Annotated in this window: 32 protein-coding genes; 22 read left to right on the forward strand and 10 right to left on the reverse strand. The window is 39.0% G+C overall.

Annotation, left to right across the window (positions count from 1 at the left end; all coding sequences use genetic code 11):
* The first annotated feature begins 14 nt into the window (after nucleotides 1-14).
* The 6 genes from ACGLYD_RS07680 to ACGLYD_RS07705 all read left to right on the forward strand — a co-directional run bounded on the left by ACGLYD_RS07680 (nucleotide 15) and on the right by ACGLYD_RS07705 (nucleotide 5,160).
* Nucleotides 15-1,145 carry a conserved virulence factor C family protein gene (locus ACGLYD_RS07680; protein ID WP_399632223.1) on the forward strand — a complete coding sequence of 377 codons (1,131 nt, stop codon included), beginning with the start codon at nucleotides 15-17 and terminating at the stop codon, nucleotides 1,143-1,145.
* Nucleotides 1,146-1,324: 179 nt separating this feature from the next.
* Nucleotides 1,325-1,750, forward strand: a complete 426-nt coding sequence (locus ACGLYD_RS07685) for a hypothetical protein (RefSeq protein ID WP_067209065.1) — start codon at nucleotides 1,325-1,327, stop codon at nucleotides 1,748-1,750.
* Between the two features lie 161 nt (nucleotides 1,751-1,911).
* Complete coding sequence (locus ACGLYD_RS07690; protein WP_338652416.1) at nucleotides 1,912-3,111, forward strand: Bcr/CflA family multidrug efflux MFS transporter; 1,200 nt, start codon at nucleotides 1,912-1,914, stop codon at nucleotides 3,109-3,111.
* Between the two features lie 126 nt (nucleotides 3,112-3,237).
* Entirely contained in the window at nucleotides 3,238-3,678 is a 441-nt protein-coding gene (locus ACGLYD_RS07695) for a hypothetical protein (protein ID WP_338652414.1), read from the forward strand.
* Between the two features lie 317 nt (nucleotides 3,679-3,995).
* Nucleotides 3,996-4,805 (forward strand): N-acetylmuramoyl-L-alanine amidase, encoded by an 810-nt coding sequence (locus ACGLYD_RS07700; RefSeq protein WP_338652412.1) that lies wholly within the window; start codon nucleotides 3,996-3,998, stop codon nucleotides 4,803-4,805.
* 145 nt (nucleotides 4,806-4,950) lie between these two features.
* Nucleotides 4,951-5,160: a DNA-binding protein gene (locus ACGLYD_RS07705; protein ID WP_338652411.1), complete on the forward strand. Its 210-nt coding sequence runs from the start codon at nucleotides 4,951-4,953 to the stop codon at nucleotides 5,158-5,160.
* 82 nt (nucleotides 5,161-5,242) lie between these two features.
* Here ACGLYD_RS07705 and ACGLYD_RS07710 read toward each other — a convergent pair whose 3' ends face one another.
* On the reverse strand, nucleotides 5,243-6,382 hold the full coding sequence (locus ACGLYD_RS07710) for a TolB domain-containing protein (RefSeq protein WP_338652410.1): 1,140 nt from the start codon (nucleotides 6,380-6,382) through the stop codon (nucleotides 5,243-5,245).
* A 354-nt stretch (nucleotides 6,383-6,736) separates the two neighbouring features.
* Between ACGLYD_RS07710 and ACGLYD_RS07715 the strand changes: the two genes are divergently transcribed.
* The 3 genes from ACGLYD_RS07715 (at nucleotide 6,737) to ACGLYD_RS07725 (ending at nucleotide 8,817) form a co-directional block, all read left to right on the forward strand.
* Nucleotides 6,737-7,171 (forward strand): BrxA/BrxB family bacilliredoxin, encoded by a 435-nt coding sequence (locus ACGLYD_RS07715; protein ID WP_338652408.1) that lies wholly within the window; start codon nucleotides 6,737-6,739, stop codon nucleotides 7,169-7,171.
* Nucleotides 7,171-7,950: a class I SAM-dependent methyltransferase gene (locus tag ACGLYD_RS07720; protein WP_067209082.1), complete on the forward strand. Its 780-nt coding sequence runs from the start codon at nucleotides 7,171-7,173 to the stop codon at nucleotides 7,948-7,950. Before ACGLYD_RS07715 ends, ACGLYD_RS07720 begins: the two co-directional genes overlap by 1 nt.
* 267 nt (nucleotides 7,951-8,217) lie before the next feature.
* Nucleotides 8,218-8,817 carry a YpjP family protein gene (locus ACGLYD_RS07725; RefSeq protein ID WP_067209085.1) on the forward strand — a complete coding sequence of 200 codons (600 nt, stop codon included), beginning with the start codon at nucleotides 8,218-8,220 and terminating at the stop codon, nucleotides 8,815-8,817.
* Nucleotides 8,818-8,959: 142 nt separating this feature from the next.
* Here the strand turns inward: ACGLYD_RS07725 and ACGLYD_RS07730 are convergent, their stop codons facing one another.
* Nucleotides 8,960-9,214: a tyrosine-type recombinase/integrase gene (locus ACGLYD_RS07730; RefSeq protein ID WP_067209088.1), complete on the reverse strand. Its 255-nt coding sequence runs from the start codon at nucleotides 9,212-9,214 to the stop codon at nucleotides 8,960-8,962.
* A 317-nt stretch (nucleotides 9,215-9,531) separates the two neighbouring features.
* Between ACGLYD_RS07730 and ACGLYD_RS07735 the strand changes: the two genes are divergently transcribed.
* On the forward strand, nucleotides 9,532-9,681 hold the full coding sequence (locus tag ACGLYD_RS07735) for a hypothetical protein (protein WP_156476014.1): 150 nt from the start codon (nucleotides 9,532-9,534) through the stop codon (nucleotides 9,679-9,681).
* Nucleotides 9,682-9,931: 250 nt separating this feature from the next.
* Here the strand turns inward: ACGLYD_RS07735 and ACGLYD_RS07740 are convergent, their stop codons facing one another.
* The 3 genes from ACGLYD_RS07740 to ACGLYD_RS07750 all read right to left on the reverse strand — a co-directional run bounded on the left by ACGLYD_RS07740 (nucleotide 9,932) and on the right by ACGLYD_RS07750 (nucleotide 11,364).
* Nucleotides 9,932-10,291, reverse strand: a complete 360-nt coding sequence (locus ACGLYD_RS07740) for an MmcQ/YjbR family DNA-binding protein (protein WP_067209091.1) — start codon at nucleotides 10,289-10,291, stop codon at nucleotides 9,932-9,934.
* Between the two features lie 297 nt (nucleotides 10,292-10,588).
* Nucleotides 10,589-11,014: a ferritin-like domain-containing protein gene (locus ACGLYD_RS07745; RefSeq protein ID WP_338652401.1), complete on the reverse strand. Its 426-nt coding sequence runs from the start codon at nucleotides 11,012-11,014 to the stop codon at nucleotides 10,589-10,591.
* A gap of 116 nt (nucleotides 11,015-11,130) precedes the next feature.
* Nucleotides 11,131-11,364: a hypothetical protein gene (locus tag ACGLYD_RS07750; RefSeq protein ID WP_067209100.1), complete on the reverse strand. Its 234-nt coding sequence runs from the start codon at nucleotides 11,362-11,364 to the stop codon at nucleotides 11,131-11,133.
* A 142-nt stretch (nucleotides 11,365-11,506) separates the two neighbouring features.
* Between ACGLYD_RS07750 and ACGLYD_RS07755 the strand changes: the two genes are divergently transcribed.
* Nucleotides 11,507-11,746 carry a hypothetical protein gene (locus ACGLYD_RS07755; RefSeq protein WP_067209103.1) on the forward strand — a complete coding sequence of 80 codons (240 nt, stop codon included), beginning with the start codon at nucleotides 11,507-11,509 and terminating at the stop codon, nucleotides 11,744-11,746.
* 1 nt (nucleotide 11,747) lies between these two features.
* Here the strand turns inward: ACGLYD_RS07755 and ACGLYD_RS07760 are convergent, their stop codons facing one another.
* A complete protein-coding gene (locus ACGLYD_RS07760; RefSeq protein WP_187047733.1) occupies nucleotides 11,748-11,918 on the reverse strand; it encodes an aspartyl-phosphate phosphatase Spo0E family protein in 171 nt (56 codons plus the stop codon).
* 204 nt (nucleotides 11,919-12,122) lie between these two features.
* Here ACGLYD_RS07760 and ACGLYD_RS07765 point away from each other — a divergent pair, with 204 nt between their 5' ends.
* The 5 genes from ACGLYD_RS07765 to ACGLYD_RS07785 all read left to right on the forward strand — a co-directional run bounded on the left by ACGLYD_RS07765 (nucleotide 12,123) and on the right by ACGLYD_RS07785 (nucleotide 15,157).
* Complete coding sequence (locus ACGLYD_RS07765; RefSeq protein WP_399632234.1) at nucleotides 12,123-12,401, forward strand: hypothetical protein; 279 nt, start codon at nucleotides 12,123-12,125, stop codon at nucleotides 12,399-12,401.
* 182 nt (nucleotides 12,402-12,583) lie between these two features.
* Complete coding sequence (locus ACGLYD_RS07770) at nucleotides 12,584-13,162, forward strand: DNA-3-methyladenine glycosylase I (RefSeq protein ID WP_067209109.1); 579 nt, start codon at nucleotides 12,584-12,586, stop codon at nucleotides 13,160-13,162.
* A gap of 200 nt (nucleotides 13,163-13,362) precedes the next feature.
* Entirely contained in the window at nucleotides 13,363-14,073 is a 711-nt protein-coding gene (locus ACGLYD_RS07775; protein ID WP_399632237.1) for a terminase small subunit, read from the forward strand.
* A 131-nt stretch (nucleotides 14,074-14,204) separates the two neighbouring features.
* Complete coding sequence (locus tag ACGLYD_RS07780; protein ID WP_067209114.1) at nucleotides 14,205-14,885, forward strand: DUF6710 family protein; 681 nt, start codon at nucleotides 14,205-14,207, stop codon at nucleotides 14,883-14,885.
* Between the two features lie 59 nt (nucleotides 14,886-14,944).
* Nucleotides 14,945-15,157, forward strand: coding sequence for a hypothetical protein (locus tag ACGLYD_RS07785; protein ID WP_187047736.1), 213 nt, complete (start codon nucleotides 14,945-14,947; stop codon nucleotides 15,155-15,157).
* Between the two features lie 311 nt (nucleotides 15,158-15,468).
* On the opposite strand, the gene ACGLYD_RS07790 is transcribed toward ACGLYD_RS07785, so the two are convergent.
* Complete coding sequence (locus ACGLYD_RS07790) at nucleotides 15,469-16,680, reverse strand: IS110 family transposase (protein ID WP_342537653.1); 1,212 nt, start codon at nucleotides 16,678-16,680, stop codon at nucleotides 15,469-15,471.
* Between the two features lie 422 nt (nucleotides 16,681-17,102).
* On the opposite strand from ACGLYD_RS07790, the gene ACGLYD_RS07795 reads away from it, so the two are divergent.
* The 3 genes from ACGLYD_RS07795 to ACGLYD_RS07805 all read left to right on the forward strand — a co-directional run bounded on the left by ACGLYD_RS07795 (nucleotide 17,103) and on the right by ACGLYD_RS07805 (nucleotide 19,424).
* Entirely contained in the window at nucleotides 17,103-17,348 is a 246-nt protein-coding gene (locus ACGLYD_RS07795) for a hypothetical protein (protein WP_067209120.1), read from the forward strand.
* Nucleotides 17,349-17,461: 113 nt separating this feature from the next.
* Nucleotides 17,462-17,950 carry a hypothetical protein gene (locus ACGLYD_RS07800; protein WP_187047738.1) on the forward strand — a complete coding sequence of 163 codons (489 nt, stop codon included), beginning with the start codon at nucleotides 17,462-17,464 and terminating at the stop codon, nucleotides 17,948-17,950.
* A gap of 463 nt (nucleotides 17,951-18,413) precedes the next feature.
* Complete coding sequence (locus ACGLYD_RS07805; RefSeq protein ID WP_342538189.1) at nucleotides 18,414-19,424, forward strand: DUF418 domain-containing protein; 1,011 nt, start codon at nucleotides 18,414-18,416, stop codon at nucleotides 19,422-19,424.
* Nucleotides 19,425-19,631: 207 nt separating this feature from the next.
* Here ACGLYD_RS07805 and ACGLYD_RS07810 read toward each other — a convergent pair whose 3' ends face one another.
* Nucleotides 19,632-19,814, reverse strand: a complete 183-nt coding sequence (locus ACGLYD_RS07810; RefSeq protein WP_067209128.1) for a DNA-directed RNA polymerase subunit alpha C-terminal domain-containing protein — start codon at nucleotides 19,812-19,814, stop codon at nucleotides 19,632-19,634.
* A gap of 175 nt (nucleotides 19,815-19,989) precedes the next feature.
* Nucleotides 19,990-20,247, reverse strand: a complete 258-nt coding sequence (locus tag ACGLYD_RS07815; protein ID WP_187044798.1) for a DUF3949 domain-containing protein — start codon at nucleotides 20,245-20,247, stop codon at nucleotides 19,990-19,992.
* Nucleotides 20,248-20,410: 163 nt separating this feature from the next.
* Between ACGLYD_RS07815 and ACGLYD_RS07820 the strand changes: the two genes are divergently transcribed.
* On the forward strand, nucleotides 20,411-20,851 hold the full coding sequence (locus ACGLYD_RS07820) for a BrxA/BrxB family bacilliredoxin (RefSeq protein WP_067209130.1): 441 nt from the start codon (nucleotides 20,411-20,413) through the stop codon (nucleotides 20,849-20,851).
* A 98-nt stretch (nucleotides 20,852-20,949) separates the two neighbouring features.
* Here ACGLYD_RS07820 and prli42 read toward each other — a convergent pair whose 3' ends face one another.
* Entirely contained in the window at nucleotides 20,950-21,045 is a 96-nt protein-coding gene (gene prli42, locus ACGLYD_RS07825) for a stressosome-associated protein Prli42 (protein ID WP_156476017.1), read from the reverse strand.
* A gap of 110 nt (nucleotides 21,046-21,155) precedes the next feature.
* On the opposite strand from prli42, the gene mce reads away from it, so the two are divergent.
* Together mce and ACGLYD_RS07835 are read left to right on the forward strand one after the other, a co-directional pair.
* The gene (gene mce, locus ACGLYD_RS07830; protein WP_340764300.1) at nucleotides 21,156-21,566 is read left to right on the forward strand and encodes a methylmalonyl-CoA epimerase; all 411 of its coding nucleotides are present in this window, start codon (nucleotides 21,156-21,158) and stop codon (nucleotides 21,564-21,566) included.
* A gap of 4 nt (nucleotides 21,567-21,570) precedes the next feature.
* Nucleotides 21,571-23,118: an acyl-CoA carboxylase subunit beta gene (locus tag ACGLYD_RS07835; RefSeq protein ID WP_187044800.1), complete on the forward strand. Its 1,548-nt coding sequence runs from the start codon at nucleotides 21,571-21,573 to the stop codon at nucleotides 23,116-23,118.
* Nucleotides 23,119-23,132 lie beyond the last annotated feature (14 nt).

Below are 23,132 nucleotides of genomic sequence, written 5' to 3' on the forward strand. Positions count from 1 at the left end.
AGGGGCAAATACAAATGAAAATCGTAACAATCGAACCAACACCAAGTCCCAATTCCATGAAAATCGTGCTCGACACAGAGTTACCAAAAGGGACGAGTCATAATTATAAAAAAAGTGATGCAGAAACAGCATCCTATCCAGCTTCAGCATTATTGAACATTCATGGCGTAAAAGGAATCTATCATGTCATGAACTTCATGGCCGTCGAGCGAATTGGTAATGTCGCATGGGAATCAATTCTTGCAGACGTTCAGGCTGTTTTCAATGAAGAGAAAAGTGATCAGAATGAATCTATGGAAGAGATTGACGACAACTACGGAGAAGTATACGTACACGTTCAGACCTACAAAGATATTCCCCTTCAAGTGAAAGTATTCGATAGCGAATCTGAGGAACGTTTTGGACTAAGTGAACGTTTTGTGCAAGCTATGGAAAAGGTTCATGGACGTGAAGTGGAAAACTATATATTATTGCGTAAATGGGCAGATTACGGAATCCGTTACGGAGAAAAAGCTGAAATTGGTGAAACGGTGATCCAAGAAATAGAGGCGGCGTATCCAGAAGAACGTTTGCTAGCGATTATCCGTATGGCAAATGAAGGACAAAGTGAAAATATCCAGCGCGGAAGAAAAATTTCACTGGAGGAGTTCTCAGTGGATCAATGGGAGACTAGATTCCAACTGCTGGATCAAATCCCTGACCCCGACATGTCGGATGCACCACTTCTCGAACGAGCACTGGACGATGAAAAGATGTCAATCAGACGCCTTGCAACGGTCTATCTTGGTATGATTGAAGACGACGCTGTCATTCCATATGTAGAAAAAGCGCTTAAAGATAAAAGTTGGGCAGTGCGTCGAACGGCTGGAGACTGCATGAGCGACCTTGGATTTGAAGGGTTCGAACAGGCGGCAATCGAAACATTGAATGATAAAAACAAACTGGTTCGTTGGCGTGCGGCTATGTTTTTATATGAAACAGGAACTGACAAGGCGTTGCCTGCTTTGAAAGAGGCTGAAAACGATTTAGAGTTTGAAGTGAAACTCCAAATCCGGATGGCCATTGCACGAATTGCTGAAGGTGAAGATGCTAAAGGTTCTGTTTGGAAGCAAATGACAGAGGCGCGTACGGCTTCAAAAGAGTAAAGTAACGACTACAATTATCAATATGTTAAACGTTAGTGGATGTGAAAAATTACATTCTGCTAACGTTTTTTCTAAAGAACAAAAACGCTGGAGTCTAGATATGAAATCTCTATGTTGCAGCTTATCCACGCTATGAGATTTTATAGTTTCCTAATCTATTGAAAATGGGAGGAAGACATATGAAACTGTTGAAGATCCTTCTCCTCATCGTATTAATTATTGGTGGAGCTGGGTATGGAATCTATTATGTTGGAACTAATATTGCATCCGACAAAGTAATGAACGTTGTAACTGCTGAATTAGAAAATAGCGGACAGTTAAACGAAATTAAACAAATGGTAGCAAATGACCCTGAATTAATGCGTTTCATTGAAGAAGGTGCAAATGTTGAAAGTAGTAATCTTCCTTTCACAACAAAAGAGCAGGCAACAAGAGTATTAATCAAAAAAATTGGGTTTAGTGAACTCCAAGCTATTCAATCCAACGCCCAAAAGGGAATGTCGAATGAGGAAATACAAGAGCTGTTAAAAGATATTGAAGGAAAGTTAACGGAGGAAGAAATTCTAGCATTAAAGGTTATCGTTTATAAAGAATTCCTTAAATAATGCTGATTTCATTGATAAAGTAGGGGGGATGGTTTGAAACTAAATCATCCTTCTTTAATGTATGGCATTTTGGTGATATAGTAGGATACTTGTGATTCTTCTTTAGAGATTTCATCACATACATAGGAAGTTTTTAAATTATAGAAAGGTCGTTAGTAATCATGGGACCACTTAAAGGAAATAAACGAATACGATTTGCATTACTTCTCGGAACACTAGCAGCGATGGGTCCGTTAACAATTGATATGTATCTACCCTCATTCCCGACAATCGTAAGTGCTTTTGGCACTACGGCTACCTATGTACAGGTAAGCCTAACCGCCTGCCTACTAGGTATCGGGTTAGGTCAACTAATTCTCGGCCCAATGAGTGATGTCCATGGACGGAAAAAGCCGTTACTTATTGCACTTATTGTCTATTTTGTCGCTTCAGTTTTATGTGTATTTTCCCCGAATATCGGGTTCTTCATTGCGGCACGTTTCTTGCAAGGCTTTGCTGCTGCTGCGGGTATCGTCATTTCAAGGGCTGTCGTCAGAGATTTATATAGCGGACGAGAATTGACGAAGTTTTTCGCTTTACTCATGCTAATTAATAACTTAGCGCCAATCCTCGCACCAGTTCTTGGAGGGGGCATCCTTGCGTTTACTGAGTGGACTGGTGTATTTGCGGTTTTAAGCGTAATCGGCTTTTTACTATTTGTCATTGTTCTATGGAGAATGGATGAAACATTGCCAGAAGAAATGCGCGTACCAAGTAATCTAACTCATACATTAAAAAACTTTCTGTCTCTGTTAAAAAACAGACAGTTCATGGGGTATGCACTTGCACAAGGTTTCATCATGGCCGGCATTTTTGCTTATGTCGCCGGGACACCGTTTGTTTATCAAAATATATACGGAGTCTCACCACAGACATTCAGCATATTATTCGGTATGAATGGATTTGGACTAATCATCGGGACCCAGGTAGTAGGGCGCTTAACGGGTGTGGTCTCAGAAAAACGATTTTTAGAATCGGGTTTATTCATCTCTATCACTTCAGGTACATTGCTATTGATAGCCGTGTTAATGAATGGTCCACTTTTCACAATCGTTGTGCCTATCTTCTTTTTCGTCGCTTCGATTGGTGTTATTTCGACATCATCCTTTTCACTCGCAATGGAAAAGCAAGGGCATATTGCGGGTAGTGCATCCGCATTACTTGGTTTACTGCCATTCATTTTAGGCGCAATTACGGCACCACTTGTCGGAATAGCAGGGGAAGAAACCGCAATTCCGATGGGAGCCATTATCTTCGCTTCAAGTTTAATTGCAGTCCTCGCGTATTTCGGACTTTCAAGAGAAAAAGTCGAACAAAACTAACAGAGTTTAAAAGCAGCCACTTACTCATTTGAGTAGGTGGCTGCTTTTTATTGTCTGATAATGTAGACACTGTCTTTCGTGACCTGAATATAATGATTATATCGGATAAATAGAGGAGAGAAGGCAGTGAAAGAAGTCATCATCGCGTTAGTCAGTTCTTCAATTACAATCATCATCACAAGTTTTTTTAACTATCATTTTCAACTAATGAAAGAGATTCGAAACGAAGCGGTTAAATATAAAACAGAAATCCTGAAAAACGTTTACACTCCAGTATTAAAGTTACTAGTAGCGGCAATTGTGCCAGGCGACGGATATGACGGGATTACAAAAGAGTCTTTTTTTGAAATTGAAGAGGTTATTAAAAGAAACTATGAGCTAGTTGATCCTGATTTAGATTCGATTATTTGGTCCATTAAAAAGGAAATCAGATGGGGACACTACGAAGACAGTTTAAAGTTATTTGATAAAAATAAGCGTTTATTGCACCACGTCGAACTGAATTTCAATTTTTATAGGAAACAATTAGGATTGCCGTTTAACAAAACTAAACTCAAAAAGTCTTGAGAATCAACTAAATATATTTGTTGAAATAAAGAAGTCTAGTTCCGGTACAAGGGGATATCGCCGGTCTTAGGGCTCCGGCTACTTTTTGAAAAGCGCCTTCGCTTTGTTTATATAATTATTCATTTGTTCAATATAATTGAGACATCTGAAAACGTTAAGTTTTGGCATGTCCTCTACATATTTGTTTAAAATCGGACAAGTGCCGCCATTCAAAAATGCTTTGTGAATAGTATAGATAGAAAAGTATCTTTGGATTGCTGTGGCAATTTAAAAAAACAAATACTTTTTAATAGGGCACAAAAAGGAGGTGTCACAAAATGGTTAAAATCGTAATCGATGCTGGGCATGGATTCAATACACCAGGTAAACGTTCACCGGATGACGAACGGGAGTGGTCGTTTAACAATAAAGTAGCCAAATACGCTATTGCTAAACTAAAGACATACAAAAATGTGGAAATTCTACGTGTGGATGATCCGACCGGTCAGACAGATGTTCCGCTTGCTACACGCACAACTCTAGCGAACGAATGGCAAGCCGATGTATATGCTTCTATCCATCATAATACCCTTACGGATAAGTGGGGCAGCCATAGCGGTATTGAAACATATACAATGGACAACCCAACAGCGAATCCAAAATCAAAGGAAATTGCTGGTGCTATTCATCCTAGGATTGTTATGGCCATGGGGTTGAGTGATCGTGGTATGAAGCGTGCCAACTTCCACGTTCTTCGGGAATCTGCTATGCCAGCATTCTTAAGTGAGGGAGGCTTTATGGATTCAACAGTTGACATACTAAAGTTACGGGATGATCACTATTTGCAAGCCCAAGGTGAGGCAATCGCAGAAGGATTGGCTATATACTTTAAATTGCAACTGCTAACTGCTTCCGTAGGCAATCAGATATTTTCACCAAAGGAAGGAACAAATAAGTTGTATACACCATCATCGCAATCACTTATCAATTCGACAAGCGCCGTTTTAAAACGACTTGAAAAGATGCCAGATGGCCCGTTATCAGCAACTTGGCATGAAAAGTTATTGAAGGGAACATTGACGGACTCGGATGCAATTGGGCTCTTGTATGTAGCGATTGAGCGTGGCCTTTTGGTAGATGGTAGGTAAGTGCGTGTCATTTATTTTGAGGAGTGTGAAATAAGAACCATCAGCTGCAATAGCGATTATGGTGAGTTTGAAATAGCATAAAGAGCGAGCTTAGAAAATAATAGCTGTTACTATTTCATCTTCATCGAATAAGGGGGAAATTATTGTGCCGCACAACGATAATGCCATCGAAAGGGATTTGCCAAACGGATTATCAAAACCGGCAACACGAGCGCTTTCAGGTACCGGTTACTTGCGGCATGAACAGTTCGCTAAACCTCAGGGAAGCTATTTACATGGTACGGGTCCAAAAGCCATGGATCTTATCAGTGATACTCTTGCCACCAAAGGGCTGTCGTTCGCCAAGGGTTCTTGAAAGATCCTAATTTTATGGTGTAAAACGAAACAAGCCATCTTTTCCTAATAAGGGAAGATGGTTTGTTTTAATTTTCATCAGATTACTCCGAGGGGGAAAAGGTGTACAACCCTATATCACGTATCCATAAATTTGCATTGCCACCATCAATATCAGCCACCCATAAATCACCTTTAGCAGAAACGAAATCGCTTTTTCGTAACCAAGTTATTTTATCGATTGAAGGTAAATATTCGGGCTTATAATCACCTTTATTTTTTGGTGGTGTCGTTATTTTTAGTTGTTTTTGACCAGCTAGCGTTAAAAAGTATAAGGAAGCTTTAGGGCGTTTCTCAGCGTCATTTGACCACTCACTTTCCTTTACCCTTGAAACAATAAGCGAACTATCATTAACCCATGAAAAATCCATCTCCGCATAGTTTTTTGGCGTTAGGTTTATAGAATGATAAGTGGAAATTTCCGTTACCTTTAGATTTTTATTTTTAAAACCAAAAACAATTCTTCCGCCGCCGGCAATATAACCGAGTAAGTTTTCGCTATATGCCCATTTTGGAGTGAATGCCCAGATAACTTCATCTAATACTTCAAATTCTTTTCCGTCTACAGAAATCACACATAGCATATCACTATCCATCGCCCATGAAGCTGTTGGAGTCACAAAGAAGGATATCCATTGTTTATCTGAAGAATAAGCAAATGATTCCGCGTTTATCGAAGGAACTTTCACGTCGTCTTTCACTACTTCTTTTGGAATCACGAAGAATTCTGTCGCGTTTTTCGTTAAATTTCCGATGTTTTGATAACCATTCGCTATAGAAATCGTATACAGGACAGGATTGGTCCATCCATCCGGCCGAAGAGAAGCACTAGAGGAGGCAATAAAACCCTTCCCATCAGGCTGCCATTCGTAATCGTTTACTCCTAAAGCAATATTATAGAATTTTTTAAAATCCGATACATTCAATACGCCACCATCACTAAAAGCAACAATATTTTCAGTTGGAGACCATTTTGGATTTCGTCCATCATAAAAGATTTTACTGTGCTTTTTTGTTTTCATATCATATACCCACAATTGATTTGAGGTCTGTTTATGTTCATTTACTAATTCCTCGACTTCTTTTTGATAAAGAAGCAAGTTCCCATCGAAGGACCATAGTGGAGGATAAGGGTATGTTGCTTTTTCAACAGTCAGTACTTCTTCTATATCATCAATTTTCACCCACAAATAGCCATCCCTAATAAACGCTACTTTTGCATCTGAAGCATTTGTTTCCGAATAAATAATGGATGGAAAAATCAAGCATAAAATAACAAGGATATGAAATAACTTTGCCATAAAATCACCTCTTACGACGTATGTTCTCCCAATAATGAATAATTAGGTATGTAAAATAATGTTTAGTATTTGGGGTAGAATTTTCATTGCAATCCTCGAACTAATCGAAAAGTTGAAATTAAGTTAGCTATATAGGCGCTATTTAGTGAAAAAATACGTAGGACAAGGTAATATGAAAGATGGAAAAACCATTAACAACAAGCACTATTTAAATAGATTGAAAGGGGATTATTAAATATGAACGCTTACGATGATTACATGAAGGGCATCGTTAAACCGATGCGTGAAGAACTTGCACAAAATGGATTTACGGAACTGACGACGGCTGAGGCTGTTGAAGAAACAATGAAGACACTTGAGGGGACAGCTCTTGTCGTTATCAACTCGGTTTGTGGATGTGCCGCAGGTCTTGCACGTCCAGCAGTAAGGGAAGCATTACAGGAAGCTGAACATAAACCAAATCACTTATTCACAGTATTTGCAGGACAAGATAAAGAAGCGACAGCTATGATGCGGGATTTCTTCCCTGAAGTACCTCCTAGCTCACCTTCTATCGCACTTTGGAAAGATGGGGCACTTGCGTACTTTATTCCAAGGGAACAAATTGAGAATTTTGAGATGGGGCAAATTAAAGACCATCTATCGGAAGTACTCGATCAAGTTTGTAAATAATGAGTACAGTCATCACGACCGCTGGCAGGCCTGATGATCAATCGCTGCAGCTAGCACTAGAAGCGTCTGAAACTCTAGGCTATCCTATTGTCGAACGTAAAAAGCAAGCGGTTTCCCGAATACAAAACACGCACAGTTCGGATGTTATTGTAGCGGGAAAAAACCGCTATGATTTGTATCGTATTGGAATGGATGAACCATTTTTCTTTCATCCCAATTCTGCAGCGTTTAGATTGAAAAGGCTATTGAATGGTGAAATGGATCCGTTAATTGAGATAGCTCAATTACAAGAAGATGATTCGTTTCTCGATTGTACACTTGGGCTTGGCTCCGACAGTATCATTGCTTCTTTCGTTACAGGTGAAAGCGGCAAAGTGTTGGGCGTCGAAGCAGACCCAGCTGTCGCGTTCATAACCAGACGAGGACTGCGCTCGTTCCCATCTGAGTCGGAGCAACTAGTTCAGGCCATGACTCGAATTGAGGTCGTCCAGTCGGAAGCGATTGAGTTTTTGAGCCATCAAGCTGATTCATCGTGGGATATTGTCTATATGGATCCGATGTTTCATGCACCTATTACGGAATCGTCTAATTTTACGCCGCTGCGTCAAGCTGGGGTACATAGTGTGCTGACAGATGACTGGATCAAGCAAGCACTTCGTGTATGTAAACGACGTGTTGTTGTGAAAGACCGGTTTGATTCACCTGTATTCGAGCAATTCAATATGCAGCGAAAAATCAGACCGAATACGAAGTTTCATTTCGCTTTTATCGAAAAATGAAAAACGCCGTCCTCCTCAAAATAGAGGGTGACGGCGTTTATTGATATTAGTGGGTGAAATTCAATGAGCTTAGATACACAAGCAATGCCAGCATTCCGATACCGATAAACAGATTCACATCCATCAGTGATACCCTCCTTCAAAAAAACATACAATTATCTTCATTTTTATTGTACAATGAAAATAAGAAAGAAGAAACCTTTTCAATACTTTTTCGTCAAATAAACTATTGTAAACAAAAATAAAAACAATTGCAGGTGAGATGTTATGAAAAAGTGGTTACAAAAAACGCTCATTGTTGCCGTAGCATTATTGACATTCGGTGCGATTTCACCGAATCATGAAATTTGGACAAACTTGCAAGACAAAGATGTTTCGAAGCACGCAGTAGGACCATCACGAAGTAATGATTATTCGATTGGATTAGAAGACTCGTTAGTCGATGATAGTTTAGAAGATAATTCGGATTCAATAGAAGATTTATTTATCACGTCTGCGAAGAAGCTATCATACATGAAATTTGGAACAAAAGTCGGCCCGGTAATCGCCGATGAGTTTGACAGTGTTATTTTCCCGAAAATTGAGGAAGCCATCCAATCGACACTTGCAAGTTCAGGAGACGTACATAAACGCCGACTTGCTATCAGTGAAAAACCTGCCGGAGACTACTCAGAGAAAATTTTCAATGTATACGACCTAGAAGACAGAAAAGATCTTATCCGTTTCCACGTACGTACTGAAAAAAGGCCAAAAGACGGCTACTACTACAATTTTCACTATCATATTGCCGCTGATGAATTTACAGCTCATTATTCAATCGGTGATATCTATTGGGCAAAAGACACACCACCGAAATGGTTATCCTAAAATTGTTGAAACGCCCGTTGAAATTACGAGCGTTTTTTATTTTGTAAACATTGATATATCAACGTTTGTGGAGTTCCAGCGAGATACATACATCAAGTGATTTTGTTAATGATAAATGAGCAAAAAACCATGTACCCCAATTTCACTCTTTATCTTTTTCGAAAGAATCTAAACTGACGATTTCATCCATTAAATTAGATGCCTGAATTTCATCTTTCTCAAACGAGTGAGCATATGTTTTATAAATCGTTTCGGGGGTATCTCCCACTAGTGCTGCAACAGTGGAAATCGGTATGTTATTTGATAACTGGATCGTAACGAATGTATGCCTAAAATAATGGGGTGTGAAGTGGGTAATTTTTTCTTTTTCGCATATCAAGTCGATCACACGCTTCATGTACCGTTCTCCAAGGGGTTCTCCGGCGTAAGTAATGACAATACATAGCCAAGCGGGTTCCGGGACTGGTAAGGCGCCATAGACTGCTCATGCCACTCTTTGTAAACAAGTAAAAGATTATTGATATTTTCACTCATGGGAAACTCTCGGTAACTGTTCTTAGTATTCGGGCTCCTTGTCCCGAAGCGATTTACGCAGGAAATGGTCGAAGAGAAATTCGGCTACAACGCTGAATCCTTTACTGAGTATGACTAGTCACCGGAAGGAGCAGTGCAATTGCTCCTTTCGGAACTTGGCGAAGAGGAGGCGATGACGGCATGAAGCAAATGCAGTGGGAGGCTATGCGAGTCGAGAATGGCCGTAACGGGGAACTGTTGTCTGAAATCGGTCGGTCGAAGGCTGCTTTTGATAAACGAGAGAAAAATGTAATGTATTATGTGGTTATGCGGCGGAGGAATACGTTATAAACGGAGTGTGGGGTTGTTGTATCAGTGGGAGGGATGGAAGTTATGACGACAATGATTACTGCGTTTGAAGGCCGGGCATTTATTATTTCTGCCTTGTTACTCGCGTTAGGGATTTATTATATTGGTCGGATGCACGGTCGGGCAAATTAACGGGCCGGGTTCAAAATCCGATATAAATTAAAAAAAGAAAGAGTAAGTTACTCTTTCAATTGGAAAACAAAAATAATAGCACTAAAGATGTTGTTAAAAACTACTTCGAAATAATTTGGTTTTGGACTTTTTTAGTTAGTTTTTGAAAAACTAAATTATAGGAATGAAGAATTAGATTTTCTAATAGATCGTTGGATAGATTTGAATCAAAATAAATAGAGTTCCAGTGTGTTTTATTCATATAATGCCCAGGAATAATACCTTGATATGTTTCTCTCAACTCTTCAGCACGAGTAGGTTCGCACTTTAAAGTGATAATTGGCTTTCTTTGAGAGTCTCCTCCCATCATAGCAAACATCTTCCCGCCAACATGATAACGATCTGCTTGCCAGTCTACTTGGTAATCATGTGTCGTTCCGGGTAGTGTCTGACAAAATAATTGAAGTCTAGCTTTATCCATTTTTAAGTCTCCTTTTATAAAACGGTCACTAAATACACACGTTCGATTACATTTATTATAATCAATAACCTATGTATTTCAATAACATTATTGTAAATGCGGCTTTACTTGTAATAAAACATGAAAAAATTATGCGTAGTTCAAACAAAAAGCGAAGGAATAAAAAGACCACTGATTAAAAATAATCAGTGGTCTTTATCACAGTCATCTTGTGATATAGCAACAGTATTGGTGAACAAGAAAAACATTAAACGTAGAAGTTTTTGGCAATAGACATAATGATCGATTTTGGCTTTGTTAATAATTATTCATAAAATATAAAAACCAAACGGCATGATTTTGTTCGTCAGCTGAGGCCCGTGTAAAAGCGTCTCTAATAACTGGGTTATCGGTATTTCTTGAAATATCGTGATAGAAGTCAACGGTTTCCTGTTCATCTATAAATGCAGCGAGTACCCCACTTCTATAATCGGCAGGACATTGTTTTGTGATTTGAGGAGAAGGTTTTTTTCCTGTTAAAGAAATATAAAGATGCCAAAAGGTTTCGTAGTGTCTGATTTCATCACTTCTAATTTCAAGAATGCGTTTTTTTATTTCGTTGTTTGGAGCCTGGTTCGCTAATAGTTCATAGCAGTAAATTGCTGTGTACTCACCATTAATTGCTTTCGAAATATCATTTAGAACTTCTTTATTTGGGGAAGATTGCATGGAACTTTGATTCATTTTGTAATCAGCTCATTTACTCAGTGTATGAGTAAGACTAAAAATATGGACCTTGTCTTATGGGAGTGAAAGATTTATTCATAGATGAACAAAGTGATTATTGATTGCTCAAAAAATCAGGATTTAATTTTTGATAATTCACTTGTCAAGACGTCAATTTGTTTTTGCATCTTTTGGAATTTCTGATCTTGTTCTTTTTGATCTTGTTGTTGCTGGACATCATCGAGTATTGATTCTTCTAATGACATAATTGCTGCAATGGTTGAAATAGCATCACCAATTGTGGAAATCGCTGATCCCACAACGGCGAGTTTATCACTAAGATGATCTTCAAGATTATTTGGATTCAATTTTTTCGCCTCCATAACTTAGTCATTTTAAAAGAGCTTCATTGTAATTTAATGCATTAAATTACCTTTGGTGCGGATTTAAAACGAAAGTAAAATAATCAGCAGTATGGTATGCCAAACATTTTGTGAAGGAGGGATAGTAGTGGTGCAGAAACTCACTATTTTTGATACGGTGCCAACAATAGCGTTTGGGCTTGGTGACATGGTTGAACTCGTCGTCAATGTGGAGAAGAAAGAGGTTGAGGATTATTACTATCTCAAATCGCATGAGGGACGGGTTATAAAGGTTTTGCCGAGACAGCCGTACGAGGTTTGGTTTACGAAGTCTAATCGGATTGGGATATTTCGGCATGGTGAATTGAAGAGGAGGAATTATGGATGATTCATAAATCTTTATTTTTCAACCGTTCGTATTCATTTAATAATAAATCAAGCAATTGGCTTGTTTCAACGACTTTTGGGTCAGATAGAGCTTTCTCCTTAGCTAGTTTGTTGAGTTGCTTTCTTACTGTTTCAATTTGATTGTCCATATCTTCAAGTTTTTTATTGGTCATGTTTGTACCTCCCGATTTTATCTTAGTATCTATAACGAAGGTAGAAAATATACATGTCAATAAAATTTCAAAAGTGCTTTATTTTCATATTAATTTAGATTTTTACCAATAATAAAATAAAAATCAGGTGTAATTGATGACTACTTCTAAATTATTATTGGATCAAAATTCATTTGTCATATGACTCAGAAAGAGTGGAGAAGGATGAACAACGACCATGAACGTGAAAAGTTTAAAAGATTGATGGAGAGCTTTTCGATCGCTGAGTGTGCGAATGCTTTAGGGGAAATGGGGAAAATCAACTCTCGAAAACTTATGGCTGAGATGTCGGAAGGATCCAAGATATTCCGTCAATATTTGGAACATCATCCGAGTATTGAAACGGATATCACGGACGAGGACATGTTGTTGTTACAGACTGATATGGCGCTTGATGCGGGGGATATGGAGCATTTAAGGGGTGCGTGCGTGCGAGCGACATAACCTCTCTTACTAGCCCCGATACATACGAGAGATAAATAGAGGGTTTCCCCTTTTTATGACGAATGATGTCATGTGGAGGGTTATATATTGAGGGAATAAATAGCTGTTTATTCCAAGTGTTAGTAATGCATGTTAATAAATTTTTGGACAAATATAATTAAATGAGTAAGGTTGTGATTCTAATGAGTAATGAAATTCCGTTTAGTAGATGTAGTTGGGCTGAAACGAATACAACTGAAAGAGAATATCATGATAATGAGTGGGGGGTTCCCGTTCATGACGAAAATAAACTGTTTGAGCTACTTATTTTAGAAGGTAAACAGGCGGGCTTAAGCTGGATAACGATTCTGAAAAAACGGGAAACTATAAATGAGGCATTTGATTTTTTTGATCCTAAGATAATCGTGAAGTATGATCAAGACAAGATAGATGAACTTTTGAGTAATACAGGTATTATCAGGAATAAGTTAAAGGTTAATGCTGTCATTACAAATGCTAATGCGTATTTATCATTAATTGATGAATATGGGAGCTTAGATTCTTTTCTATGGAAGTACGTGAATCATGAGCCGATTAAAAATAAATGGACTAAAATATCGGATGTTCCTGCGTCAACGGAATTATCAGATCTGATCAGCAAGGACTTAAAAAAACTAGGATTCAAATTTGTAGGCTCTACAACCATTTATGCATACATGCAGGCAATAGGAATGGTTAATGATCATCTTGTAGAATGTTATCGACACTCGATGTTGAACTAATCCATCTACTTTCGCACCCGTCGTGGTGCTTTTTCTATGCCAAAAATAACGGAGGTGGACGGTGATGTGCCAAACTGGGAAGAGATACAGAAAGAGTGGGAAACAAGTGAAATATCATTCAATGATTTAGCGGAAAGCATGGCGTGAAAGATTCCACCATTCGCAGTAGAAAGAATCGAGAAAAATAGTCAAGAGGAAACGTGAAGCGCGACGCAACGAAAAAGGTAGCAAAAGAAGTCTTTGTCGAGACGGATGATTTAACCGATAAGCAGAGGCTTTTTTGTATTTACTACATTAAGAGCTTTAACGCGACAATGGCAGCTATCAAGGGTGGGTATGCAAGAAATAGTGCTCACGTCGATGGAAGTCGGTTGCTTAGAAATGTTAAGGTGGCAGTCGAAGTCAGAAGACTGAAAGGTGAAATGCACCAGGAAGTCTTCATTATCGCGATGGATGTGTTGAATAAGTACATTCAAATAGCCTTTGCAGACATAACAGTCTTTGTTGAGTTCGGAAGTATCGAGATGGAACAACGGCATTCGAAAACGGGCAAGGTTATGTTGGATGCTAATTTCAAACCGATCACCTATAAGATGAGTCATCTTGATTTCAAGAATGACGATGAAGTGGATGGAACTATAATCAGTGAAGTTAAGCAAGGTAAGGATGGAGTATCTATCAAGCTCGCTAGTCGAGAAAAAGCAATGGACTTCCTATCCAAACATTTCGATATGCTACCAGACCACTTCAAACGTCAACTTGAACAAGAAAAATTGAAAATAGCTCATGCAAAAGCATTCGGTAACGAGGATCCTGAACAGTACGAAGATGATGGATTTAACGAAGCACTAGATGCGACAAGGTTGGAGGTGTGGGGCGATGTCGAAAACCCAACCGAAAGCGACGATTAAGTATTTCGCGTTCCTCACGGAGATTTATCAGGTTCCGGAGGCTGAATATTTGGCCGAGCAGGTTGAAGCAGGGAAGTAAATGAAGGATTATTCCTCCTTTTGTAGAATTGTGGGTTAAAGGGGGGATTTATATGTTTTGGAAAAGTAAAAATAAAAAAGAGGAACGCATAATAAATATAAAATTCGAGAATAGCATGTTGATGGCTAAAAATATAATAAACGAAAATACAAATATATCGTTAGATGACTCCGAGCATCCCATTTACCGTGCAATTCATATTTTTGCTTTTTCAATACAGTCTAGATTGTTGCAACCTATTATGACAACTGTAGAGTATGATATTCCTAAAATAGATAATCTTTTTTATCCACCTTATCATGTTTTAAAAGAGAATAACATTCCATTAGAAATTTACGAAGATAGTCAAAATACAACTTCTGTAATGCTTGATTTTAGTAAGGATGTTGTGTTTAGTATTCCGTGGTCTCCGAGAAGATTCATTGGAGCTATTTCTAATATTAGTAGGGAAGAATGGTTATATCATGAATTAAATCATAGAGCAGTATTTATAGAGCCGTTTAAAATAGGATTGATTGAGAATGGATTTCACTCTGGAAGCGTAGGTATACTTAACAGAAAAGGAGTATTACCTGCTGAAAAGTTGAAAATGCATTGTCTGTATGATTGGATTGAAACTGACGGAGTGTATTTTTACAAAAAAGACTCTAGAAAAAAACTATGTGAGGTACAGTCCTTCGAAGAGGCTGTAATATTTGAGATTGGTAGATTGATTATTAATCATACAAGATGAATTCAGCATGTTTCTGTTATTCACTTTCGGACTATTATGCGTCGTAGTGAAATAGACAGGTGAATATAAAAGTACCATACGCCATGAAACCAGAGTATGTGACCATCCACAATACGTACAATGATGCGACGGCAGCTAATGAGATTGCTTACATGACAAGGAATGCAACCGTTGTAGGTTATCGCGTCGCAATCGATGACAAGCACGTTGTACAAGCTATCCCATTTACACGCTACTATCTATCATGCAGGGGATGGACAAGGCAAAGGTAATCGAGCATCTATCGGTATTGAAATCTGTTACTCACAATCAGCCGGTCCAAAGTATGTTTATGCGGATGCGAATGCCGTCGACTATAATCTTAAATTAAAAGCGGTACTTCCACAGATTAGATTATGGATGGGCAGCTTTTCTTACGATTAGTCAAGTATCTTAGATAACTTTTCTCATTTCCTCTGAAGAAATTTTTTCATGAACATTCATGCATTATGAGGATTTTGATTGTTGATCCACACCAAATAAGCCTAATGACTTTTCGTTTTTTCACAAGGCTTGAATATGTTAAAATGATGCTACGGCTATACTAGGGGGCTAACCTGTAGTCGTAGTTTTGATTATGTGTTACAAGAAAGAAAATCGTCTTTAACAACTTGTTCACGCATGCGATGGAGGCAACCTTATGACATTTATTGTAGGGTTGCGCTTTTAATTTATCGTAATACTCCACGATATGATTTCCACCGAATCGTCGCTGTTTAATCATGTTCTGAACGTTTAGATACATGATTTTACGCAAGTGCTTATTCCCACGTTTATTGATTTTATCTCTCGCTAAAAATTTCCCTGATTGGTATCGTCTAATATCGATACCTGCATATGCGTTTAGCTGTCTGTTGTTGTCAAACCTACGAATGTCGCCAATTTCCGCTATGATTCGGACGGCCGTGTTCGCTCCAATAGCAGGGAGACTACGTAAAATTTCATATTCTTTAAGTTCCTCGGCAAGGGACTCCATTTTGTCGATGCATTGATTCTTCTGAAGAAGGAGCTCTTGATATCGTTTTGCATATACACGTACTTGATCACACAGTACATCAGTTGAAGAGGCGGCTGGGTAAGATTGTTTTGCTGCCTTGAGTAGTTCAACTGCCTTTTCCTCCGCTTTTTTAACGGACAATCGTTTATTTGTATTGGCAAGTATCCGATTTTTAATGACCGTCTTTGATTGATTTATGACAAGATCTGGATGCGGATATAATTGTACTACGTTCAGGAATAGCTCGGATTTGGTTGTGAATATCTTCTCGAGCTCAGGAAAGGTTTCCTGAATGACCTTATGCATTCGGCTCCGGGCGACGCTCAATTCATCGTCCAATTCACTGTAATGCCTAGACATTCGTTTCAGTTGTCTGTAAACATCATCCGACACTGTTTCAATCCGTCTTTCGGTCGTAAAGTGTGTGAGTGCCAATTGATGTGCATCACTTCGATCCGTTTTGTGCATACGCAAAGAATCGCATTGGAGTTTTGCTTCCAAGGGATTTAAAAGACAATACCTGTATTTGTTCTCTATCATAAAACGTTCCAGAGGCCTTGAGTAGACACCTGACGCTTCAAATACGATGTGAGGATGCTCTCCATATCCGTCAATTAAGTCATCGATCAAAACTTTGAGTTCGATGAACTCGGGACGATTGTGCTCGATTTCTTTCTCCAACTCACACTTCTTCAGCGCGTTATAAACGACCATATAGCTCTTTCCCATACTGACATCAAATGCGATGACGTGTTTCATATTCACCCTCCTTGTGTGTTTTAAAGCCCTCACCTTCACCTTATCGATTCCCATTTCTTATACACGATCTCGATGGATCCAACATACTTAAACCTGATTCAAATAAGGGGAGTGAAGTAGGTCGGTTTTTTATACGGATTCAAGACCCCAAAGCTGCCACGACCTATTCTTCACCTCTACTATATAAAAAAATAGTAGTGCTAACCAATGCCTTGGTCTGCACTACTGATCTTAGTATGTTTTTTATTTGTCAAATTCCAGAGGTATTCAAATGAATAAGAACGAATAGAGAATAATGCACTGTTTTTGTTTAACCAACACAGCAGTTTAGTGGAAGAAGAAAAGCTATACATAGTCAATTAGTTAAACAGAGGGCGGATTTTGGATATTATCGAAGCTTAGAAAAGGGAGGATATCGTAAATTGGTCAAAAGACGTGGTAATTATGAAATAAGGATTGTAGGTAAACAGCTAAGCTGTACCCACTGTGAAGGTGTCATTTTTAGTCATCGGGAAGTATATATTGATGTAGTACCGTTTGTTGATGAAGAGCAAAAGCAGCAATTAACACTGCAGTCTTTAACTTGCAAAGACTGTGGTAATATTCAGCAGTTCCAACAACTAGCGAAAGGGATGGAAACGAATATCGTTTACAAACAGGTAGATTAGATATGGTAGAAGATTTAAGCTGTGAGGAAAGTCGAATTACTATTTTGAACCGACCGCTTATTTGTCTTTTCTGCGCACATGATGTATTTATTCCGTATAGGACGTACAGAAATGTGGAAAAGCCAGGGATTGATGTGTTTTATGTAAACTATACGGCAGTTTGTACGCATTGTGGTGGTGTGATACAGTTTGGAGATCCGAGCTACTTTAATAATCGAGAGGGTGTTTACGTCTGGGCTTTTGATCAAACTCTCCTTCATGCACGTCCCCCAGAGCCACCTATTATCCGCATAGTAGATGAGGTAAAATTGCAGGCACAAAAAAAATGCTTACATTTAGCACTTCGGCTACTCGTGCAAGAGAAAAATGTAGTTGATACAGTGCTTTCCTTAGCCAAGGAGGAACAGTATTGTAAAGTAATAGCATTATTGGAGTCAAAAACGTGTAAGTTAGTTGAAGAAATCAATGCTGAAAAATGTTTAGCGTCAGCCCTACATCAGTTAATGACGCACTGTATCGTCGACAGTAATCAATTGCTCTCCATCGTAATAAATGAAAGCTATCCAGGAATTGAGCCATTTTTAAAGCAGTATATGAAATGAAAAAGCCTACAGTTGTGGTGCTTTAGTTCAACAAGAGGAGATCGTCAATTGACGGTCTTTTTTATTGGTCCAGTTTTCTGTGGAAAGGTTAAACAAGACCAAATAAAAAGCGGCCCCTCTACAGAATTAATTGTGGTTGGCCGCTTTTTATTGAGTAATGAAGTTAAATACTTCCTCATTCGGGTGTTATGTCTATTAGAAGTAAATGTACATACATCACCGTTTGGGTCAGATTATGCATCAAATTTCTGTCTCGCTGTTCAATTACATCTATTAAACATTGGAGAAAAGTGCCCAGCTGTTCGTTCAACTCCTTCATTCGTAATCCAACTTTCATCTAATAGCCGATCTAGCAGGAATTATTAGATGTTGCAAAACTGTAAGGTAAACGTCACCCGAACCGATGGATAGGTATTGGGATTTATCCTACAATGAAATCAGAAATGGAGTGGAGAAATATAGAATGAATAAACGAATTGAGGAATTGGATTATATACGTGGATTCGCCTTGTTGGGAATCATTCTGGTAAATATATTGGCTTTGCTTCAAATAGGTATTCCTGAGCCGCATACAATAGATGCAAGTTATCAACGATTTTTATTTTTATTTGTAGAAGGTCGTTTTTACTCCATTTTTTCATTTTTGTTTGGAGTGGGATTTTATATCTTTCTTACGCGGGCACGAAGTAAAAAACAAAATGGATATGTATTGTTTTTACGTAGAATAGTAATTCTATTTGTATTTGGGATGGTTCATATGTTTTTTCAACCGGGAGAAGCATTAGCAGTTTATGCTGTATGCGGATTACTTGTATTACCGTTCTTTAAAGTAAACAAGCATGTGAACCTTGCTATAGGCATGATGTTGCTTGTCGTGTTTGCAGTTATGGGAGAGAAACTACTCTTAACATTTCCATTGATTTTATTGGGCTTGGTTTGTGGCCAATATCGTATTTTTGAAAACCTTGGTGAAAAAAGACGTCTCTTTATCTTTACAGCAAGCGCGTTAATCTTCAGTGGATTCGCCTTATATGCACAGTATCAATTAGTACCTTACGAACCGTTTTTCAGTATGATAGTTATAGATGAAGAAGGGCCAATTGACGCGGTAAGTAAATTTTTGAGAGCCGGTATAATGGTCGGCCCAGTACTGTCAGCATTTTATGTAGGATTGTTGCTTCTTTTATTACAATCAAAAGTAATAAAACTTGTTCTTTCACCGCTAAAGCATTATGGTCGGATGGCCTTGACCAATTATGTAGGACAAACTGCACTTATTCTACTTGCTGGTAGAGTTTTTAATCTATCAGCAAACCTTTCGTATATGGGAACCTTATATATATGCATAGTAATTTGTGCCATTCAGATGGTGTTCAGTATGATTTGGCTACGCTATTTTAAAATGGGCCCACTTGAATGGATCTGGAGAGTTATTACGTATTGGACAATCATTCCTTTGGTTAAAGAAAAATAATGTACCGGCACAACAGAAATATGTTGGATTTTTTATCGTGCGCCCTGCATGGGAGTAGTCTATAGGGTGCAAGTCCCGAACTTTGAAGGCAGAAGTAACAGTTAGCCTAACGCAAGGGTGTCCATGGGGACGTGGAATCCGAAAGAAAGAAGGGTTTGCAAAAAAAACAACGACCAATCAGATTAGGGAAAGTTCGTTATATTTGTTTTATTGAACTTCTAATATAATCTCGTCAATTACTTCCTCTAACTCTTTCCTAAAAATCGGACCCGTACATTCAAGTTCAAAGGTATCTTCAGTGATAAGGTCCTCTAGCGTGTGAATGTCATTCTTTTTAAGTATCTTAGTCAACCGTACACTTAGTTCCAGTATTTCAATTGGTTCTTTCAAATATTTTTTTTGTCAAAGTGGATATCTTAACCGTGTGGGGGGGGTTCTATTAACATGGTGTACGAACTGACAAATTTAAGTATAAACATACAGTAAAAAAGGTAATCCAACCTCGATAAGATTGAGGTAGGATTACCTTTTTGAAAATTACATTGACTTTTCCAACAGCCTTCATCTATTTAACCTTTTTGTTGCCTCGATGGCGCATGAAATAAATATACTGTGCCATTAATGTCGCGGGTAAATTAAAGAGATTACCTTGTAGATTAAGTTGTAACTGTTGCTGCTCAAAACTCATTACTTCATATGTATCGTTATGCGTTAAACCAGATTCTTCAAGCTCTTTTTTTGTAGCTACAATATTGCTATATTGAACTGGAATCATAACAAGAAAGTACATCACGAAAACCGAACCGATGATCCAGAATTCCATTACTTCGTTCTCCTCCTTGTCGAATAATTAGTAGTTAGTAGTTTTACGAAAGAAACTGGAAAAGGTTTCATTTTGGGTTATTAATTATTTCGAAATCGATTTTTTGCAGGAAACTCCCTGTCCTGCTATGATAAAGAAGTAAATAGAGAGGGGTTTGATTAACATGAATATGAATTTTGATCTTTATATGAATGATATCCTTAGACAAGCACGTTCAGAGATGGAAGCTAGCGGTTATGAGCAGCTGACAACGCCTGAGCTTGTTGAAGATGCGTTTAAACGTTCTGGCACAACACTTGTAATGGTGAACTCGGTTTGCGGTTGTGCAGGTGGTATCGCACGTCCAGCAGCTGCACACGCAGTGCATTATGACAAACGTCCGGATCACTTAGTAACTGTGTTTGCAGGACAAGACAAAGAAGCGACTGCACAAGCACGTATGCTTTTCGGAGAAGATCACCTGCCTTCATCACCATCATTCGTACTTCTGAAAGACGGCAAGCTTGTCGCTGAAGTTGGACGTTATGAAATCGAAGGACATGATCCAATGTCTGTTGTGACAAATCTACAAAGTCAATTTGAGGAATATTGCGAAGAACTATAAGAAAAGTGCTGGGCGTCTGAAAATGAACTTAGGCTAGACATATAATGCAAAAAACAGTCCGTATGTGCTAGATTGCACATACGGACTGTTTTTTGCTTTTACATGATCATGCTAAGACCGAACATAACACTTGAAGCAAGCATTGCTCCAACCATTACCAAAACAACGACTTTCTGTACTTTACGATTGCTCATTAGTCAAAACTCCTTAAGCTTTATAATTCTATTTTAACAGAATTTATGAATATCACAACATCTAGCCGTTTAATGAGGTAAAATGTACAATAGGGGGAGGGGGAATTGTTATGCAAAAAGTAGACCACGTTGGAATCGCTGTCAAAAGTATCGATGTATCAATAGACTATTACATACATACGCTCGGGCTTACGCTTTTAGCAGTTGAAGAGGTCCCAAGTCAGAACGTGCGCGTCGCGTTCATTGACGCTGGGAATATTAAGCTTGAGTTATTGGAACCACTGGGGGAAGATGGAGCAATTGCGAAATTCATCGAAAAACGTGGTGAAGGGGTTCATCATATCGCATTCGGTGTGACGGATATTCGTTCAAGGATGGCTGAACTGCGGGAAAAAGGCGTTCAGTTACTGCAAGAAGAACCGAAACCAGGTGCTGGTGGAGCGGATGTGGCGTTCCTCCATCCAAAATCATCATTCGGCGTATTGTATGAGCTATGCGATAAAAGCGGCAAAGGGGACTGACAAAATGGATATCTATGATAAAATCAATGAATTATATGATAGAAAAAGAGTGATTGAACTTGGTGGCGGAGACGAGCGAATTGCTAAACAGCATGAAAAAGGGAAGTTGACCGCAAGGGAACGAATTGACTTGCTGCTAGATCCGAATTCATTTGTTGAATTAAATCCGTTTGTTATCCACCGTACGCGGGACTTTGGGATGGACAAGCAAGTCGGCCCAGGCGATGGCGTGGTAACTGGCTACGGGAAAGTTAACGGTAGACCAATATATTTATTTTCACAGGACTTTACTGTTTTTGGAGGAGCGCTAGGGGAAATGCATGCCATGAAAATCGCCAATGTCATGGATCTCGCTGCTAAAAATGGTGCACCATTCATCGGACTGAATGATTCGGGTGGAGCCCGCATTCAAGAAGGTGTCGTCTCACTTGACGGTTATGGTGAAATTTTCTACCGTAATGCTATCTACTCGGGTGTTATTCCACAAATATCAGTCATTCTTGGGCCTTGTGCAGGTGGCGCAGTTTATTCGCCAGCCATCACGGACTTTGTATTCATGACGGATGAAACAAGCCAGATGTTCATCACTGGACCGAAAGTAATTGAGACGGTTACTGGGGAGAAGATTTCGTCTGAAGACCTCGGCGGTTCGAAAGTACATAACTCAATCAGCGGGAATGCCCATTTCCGTGGTAAAGATGAGAAGACTGTTCTCGAAAATGTCCGCAAATTACTTGCTTATTTACCACAAAACAATACAGAAAAACCGCCAGTCGCTGCTTATGACGAAGCTGATGATTACCGTGCAAATCTGGCTGATGTTGTGCCCTATGAAACCATTCGTCCATATGACATTCGGAAGGTTATCGAACAAGTCGTTGATACGGATTCCTTCATGGAAGTTCAAGCTGAATTTGCAAGAAATGCTGTCGTCGGATTGGCCCGTATGAAAGGGGAACCGGTCGGACTCGTTTGTAATCAGCCGAAAGTAATGGCGGGTGGCCTTGATATTGATTCATCCGATAAAATTGCACGTTTTATCCGATTCTGTGACTCTTTCAATATTCCAATCATTACTTTTGAAGATGTAACTGGATTCTTCCCGGGCATTAAACAGGAGCATGGTGGTATAATTCGCCACGGTGCAAAAATTTTGTACGCTTATTCGGAAGCAACTGTGCCAAAAATAACGGTTATCCTACGCAAGGCATTTGGCGGTGCTTATGTAGCACTGAACTCTAAATCAATCGGAGCGGATATTGTCTATGCATGGCCAAATGCTGAAATTGCAGTTATGGGTGCGCAAGGCGCTGCGAATATCATCTTTGCCAGAGAAATTGCCAATAGCGACGATCCGGAAGCGATGCGCGCAGAAAAAATCGAGGAATATCGAGAGAAATTCTCAAATCCTTACGTTGCGGCATCACACGGCATGGTCGATGACGTTATTGATCCTCGTGAAACACGCATTAAACTATTGCAAGCACTTGACATGATGCGCAACAAGCAAGAGACTAGACCGAAGAAGAAACACGGTAATATACCGTTATAATTAAGGGGATGCTT

The sequence above is a fragment of the Sporosarcina sp. SG10008 genome (genome assembly GCF_044569405.1).
Classification (GTDB): Bacteria; Bacillota; Bacilli; order Bacillales_A; family Planococcaceae; genus Sporosarcina; species Sporosarcina psychrophila.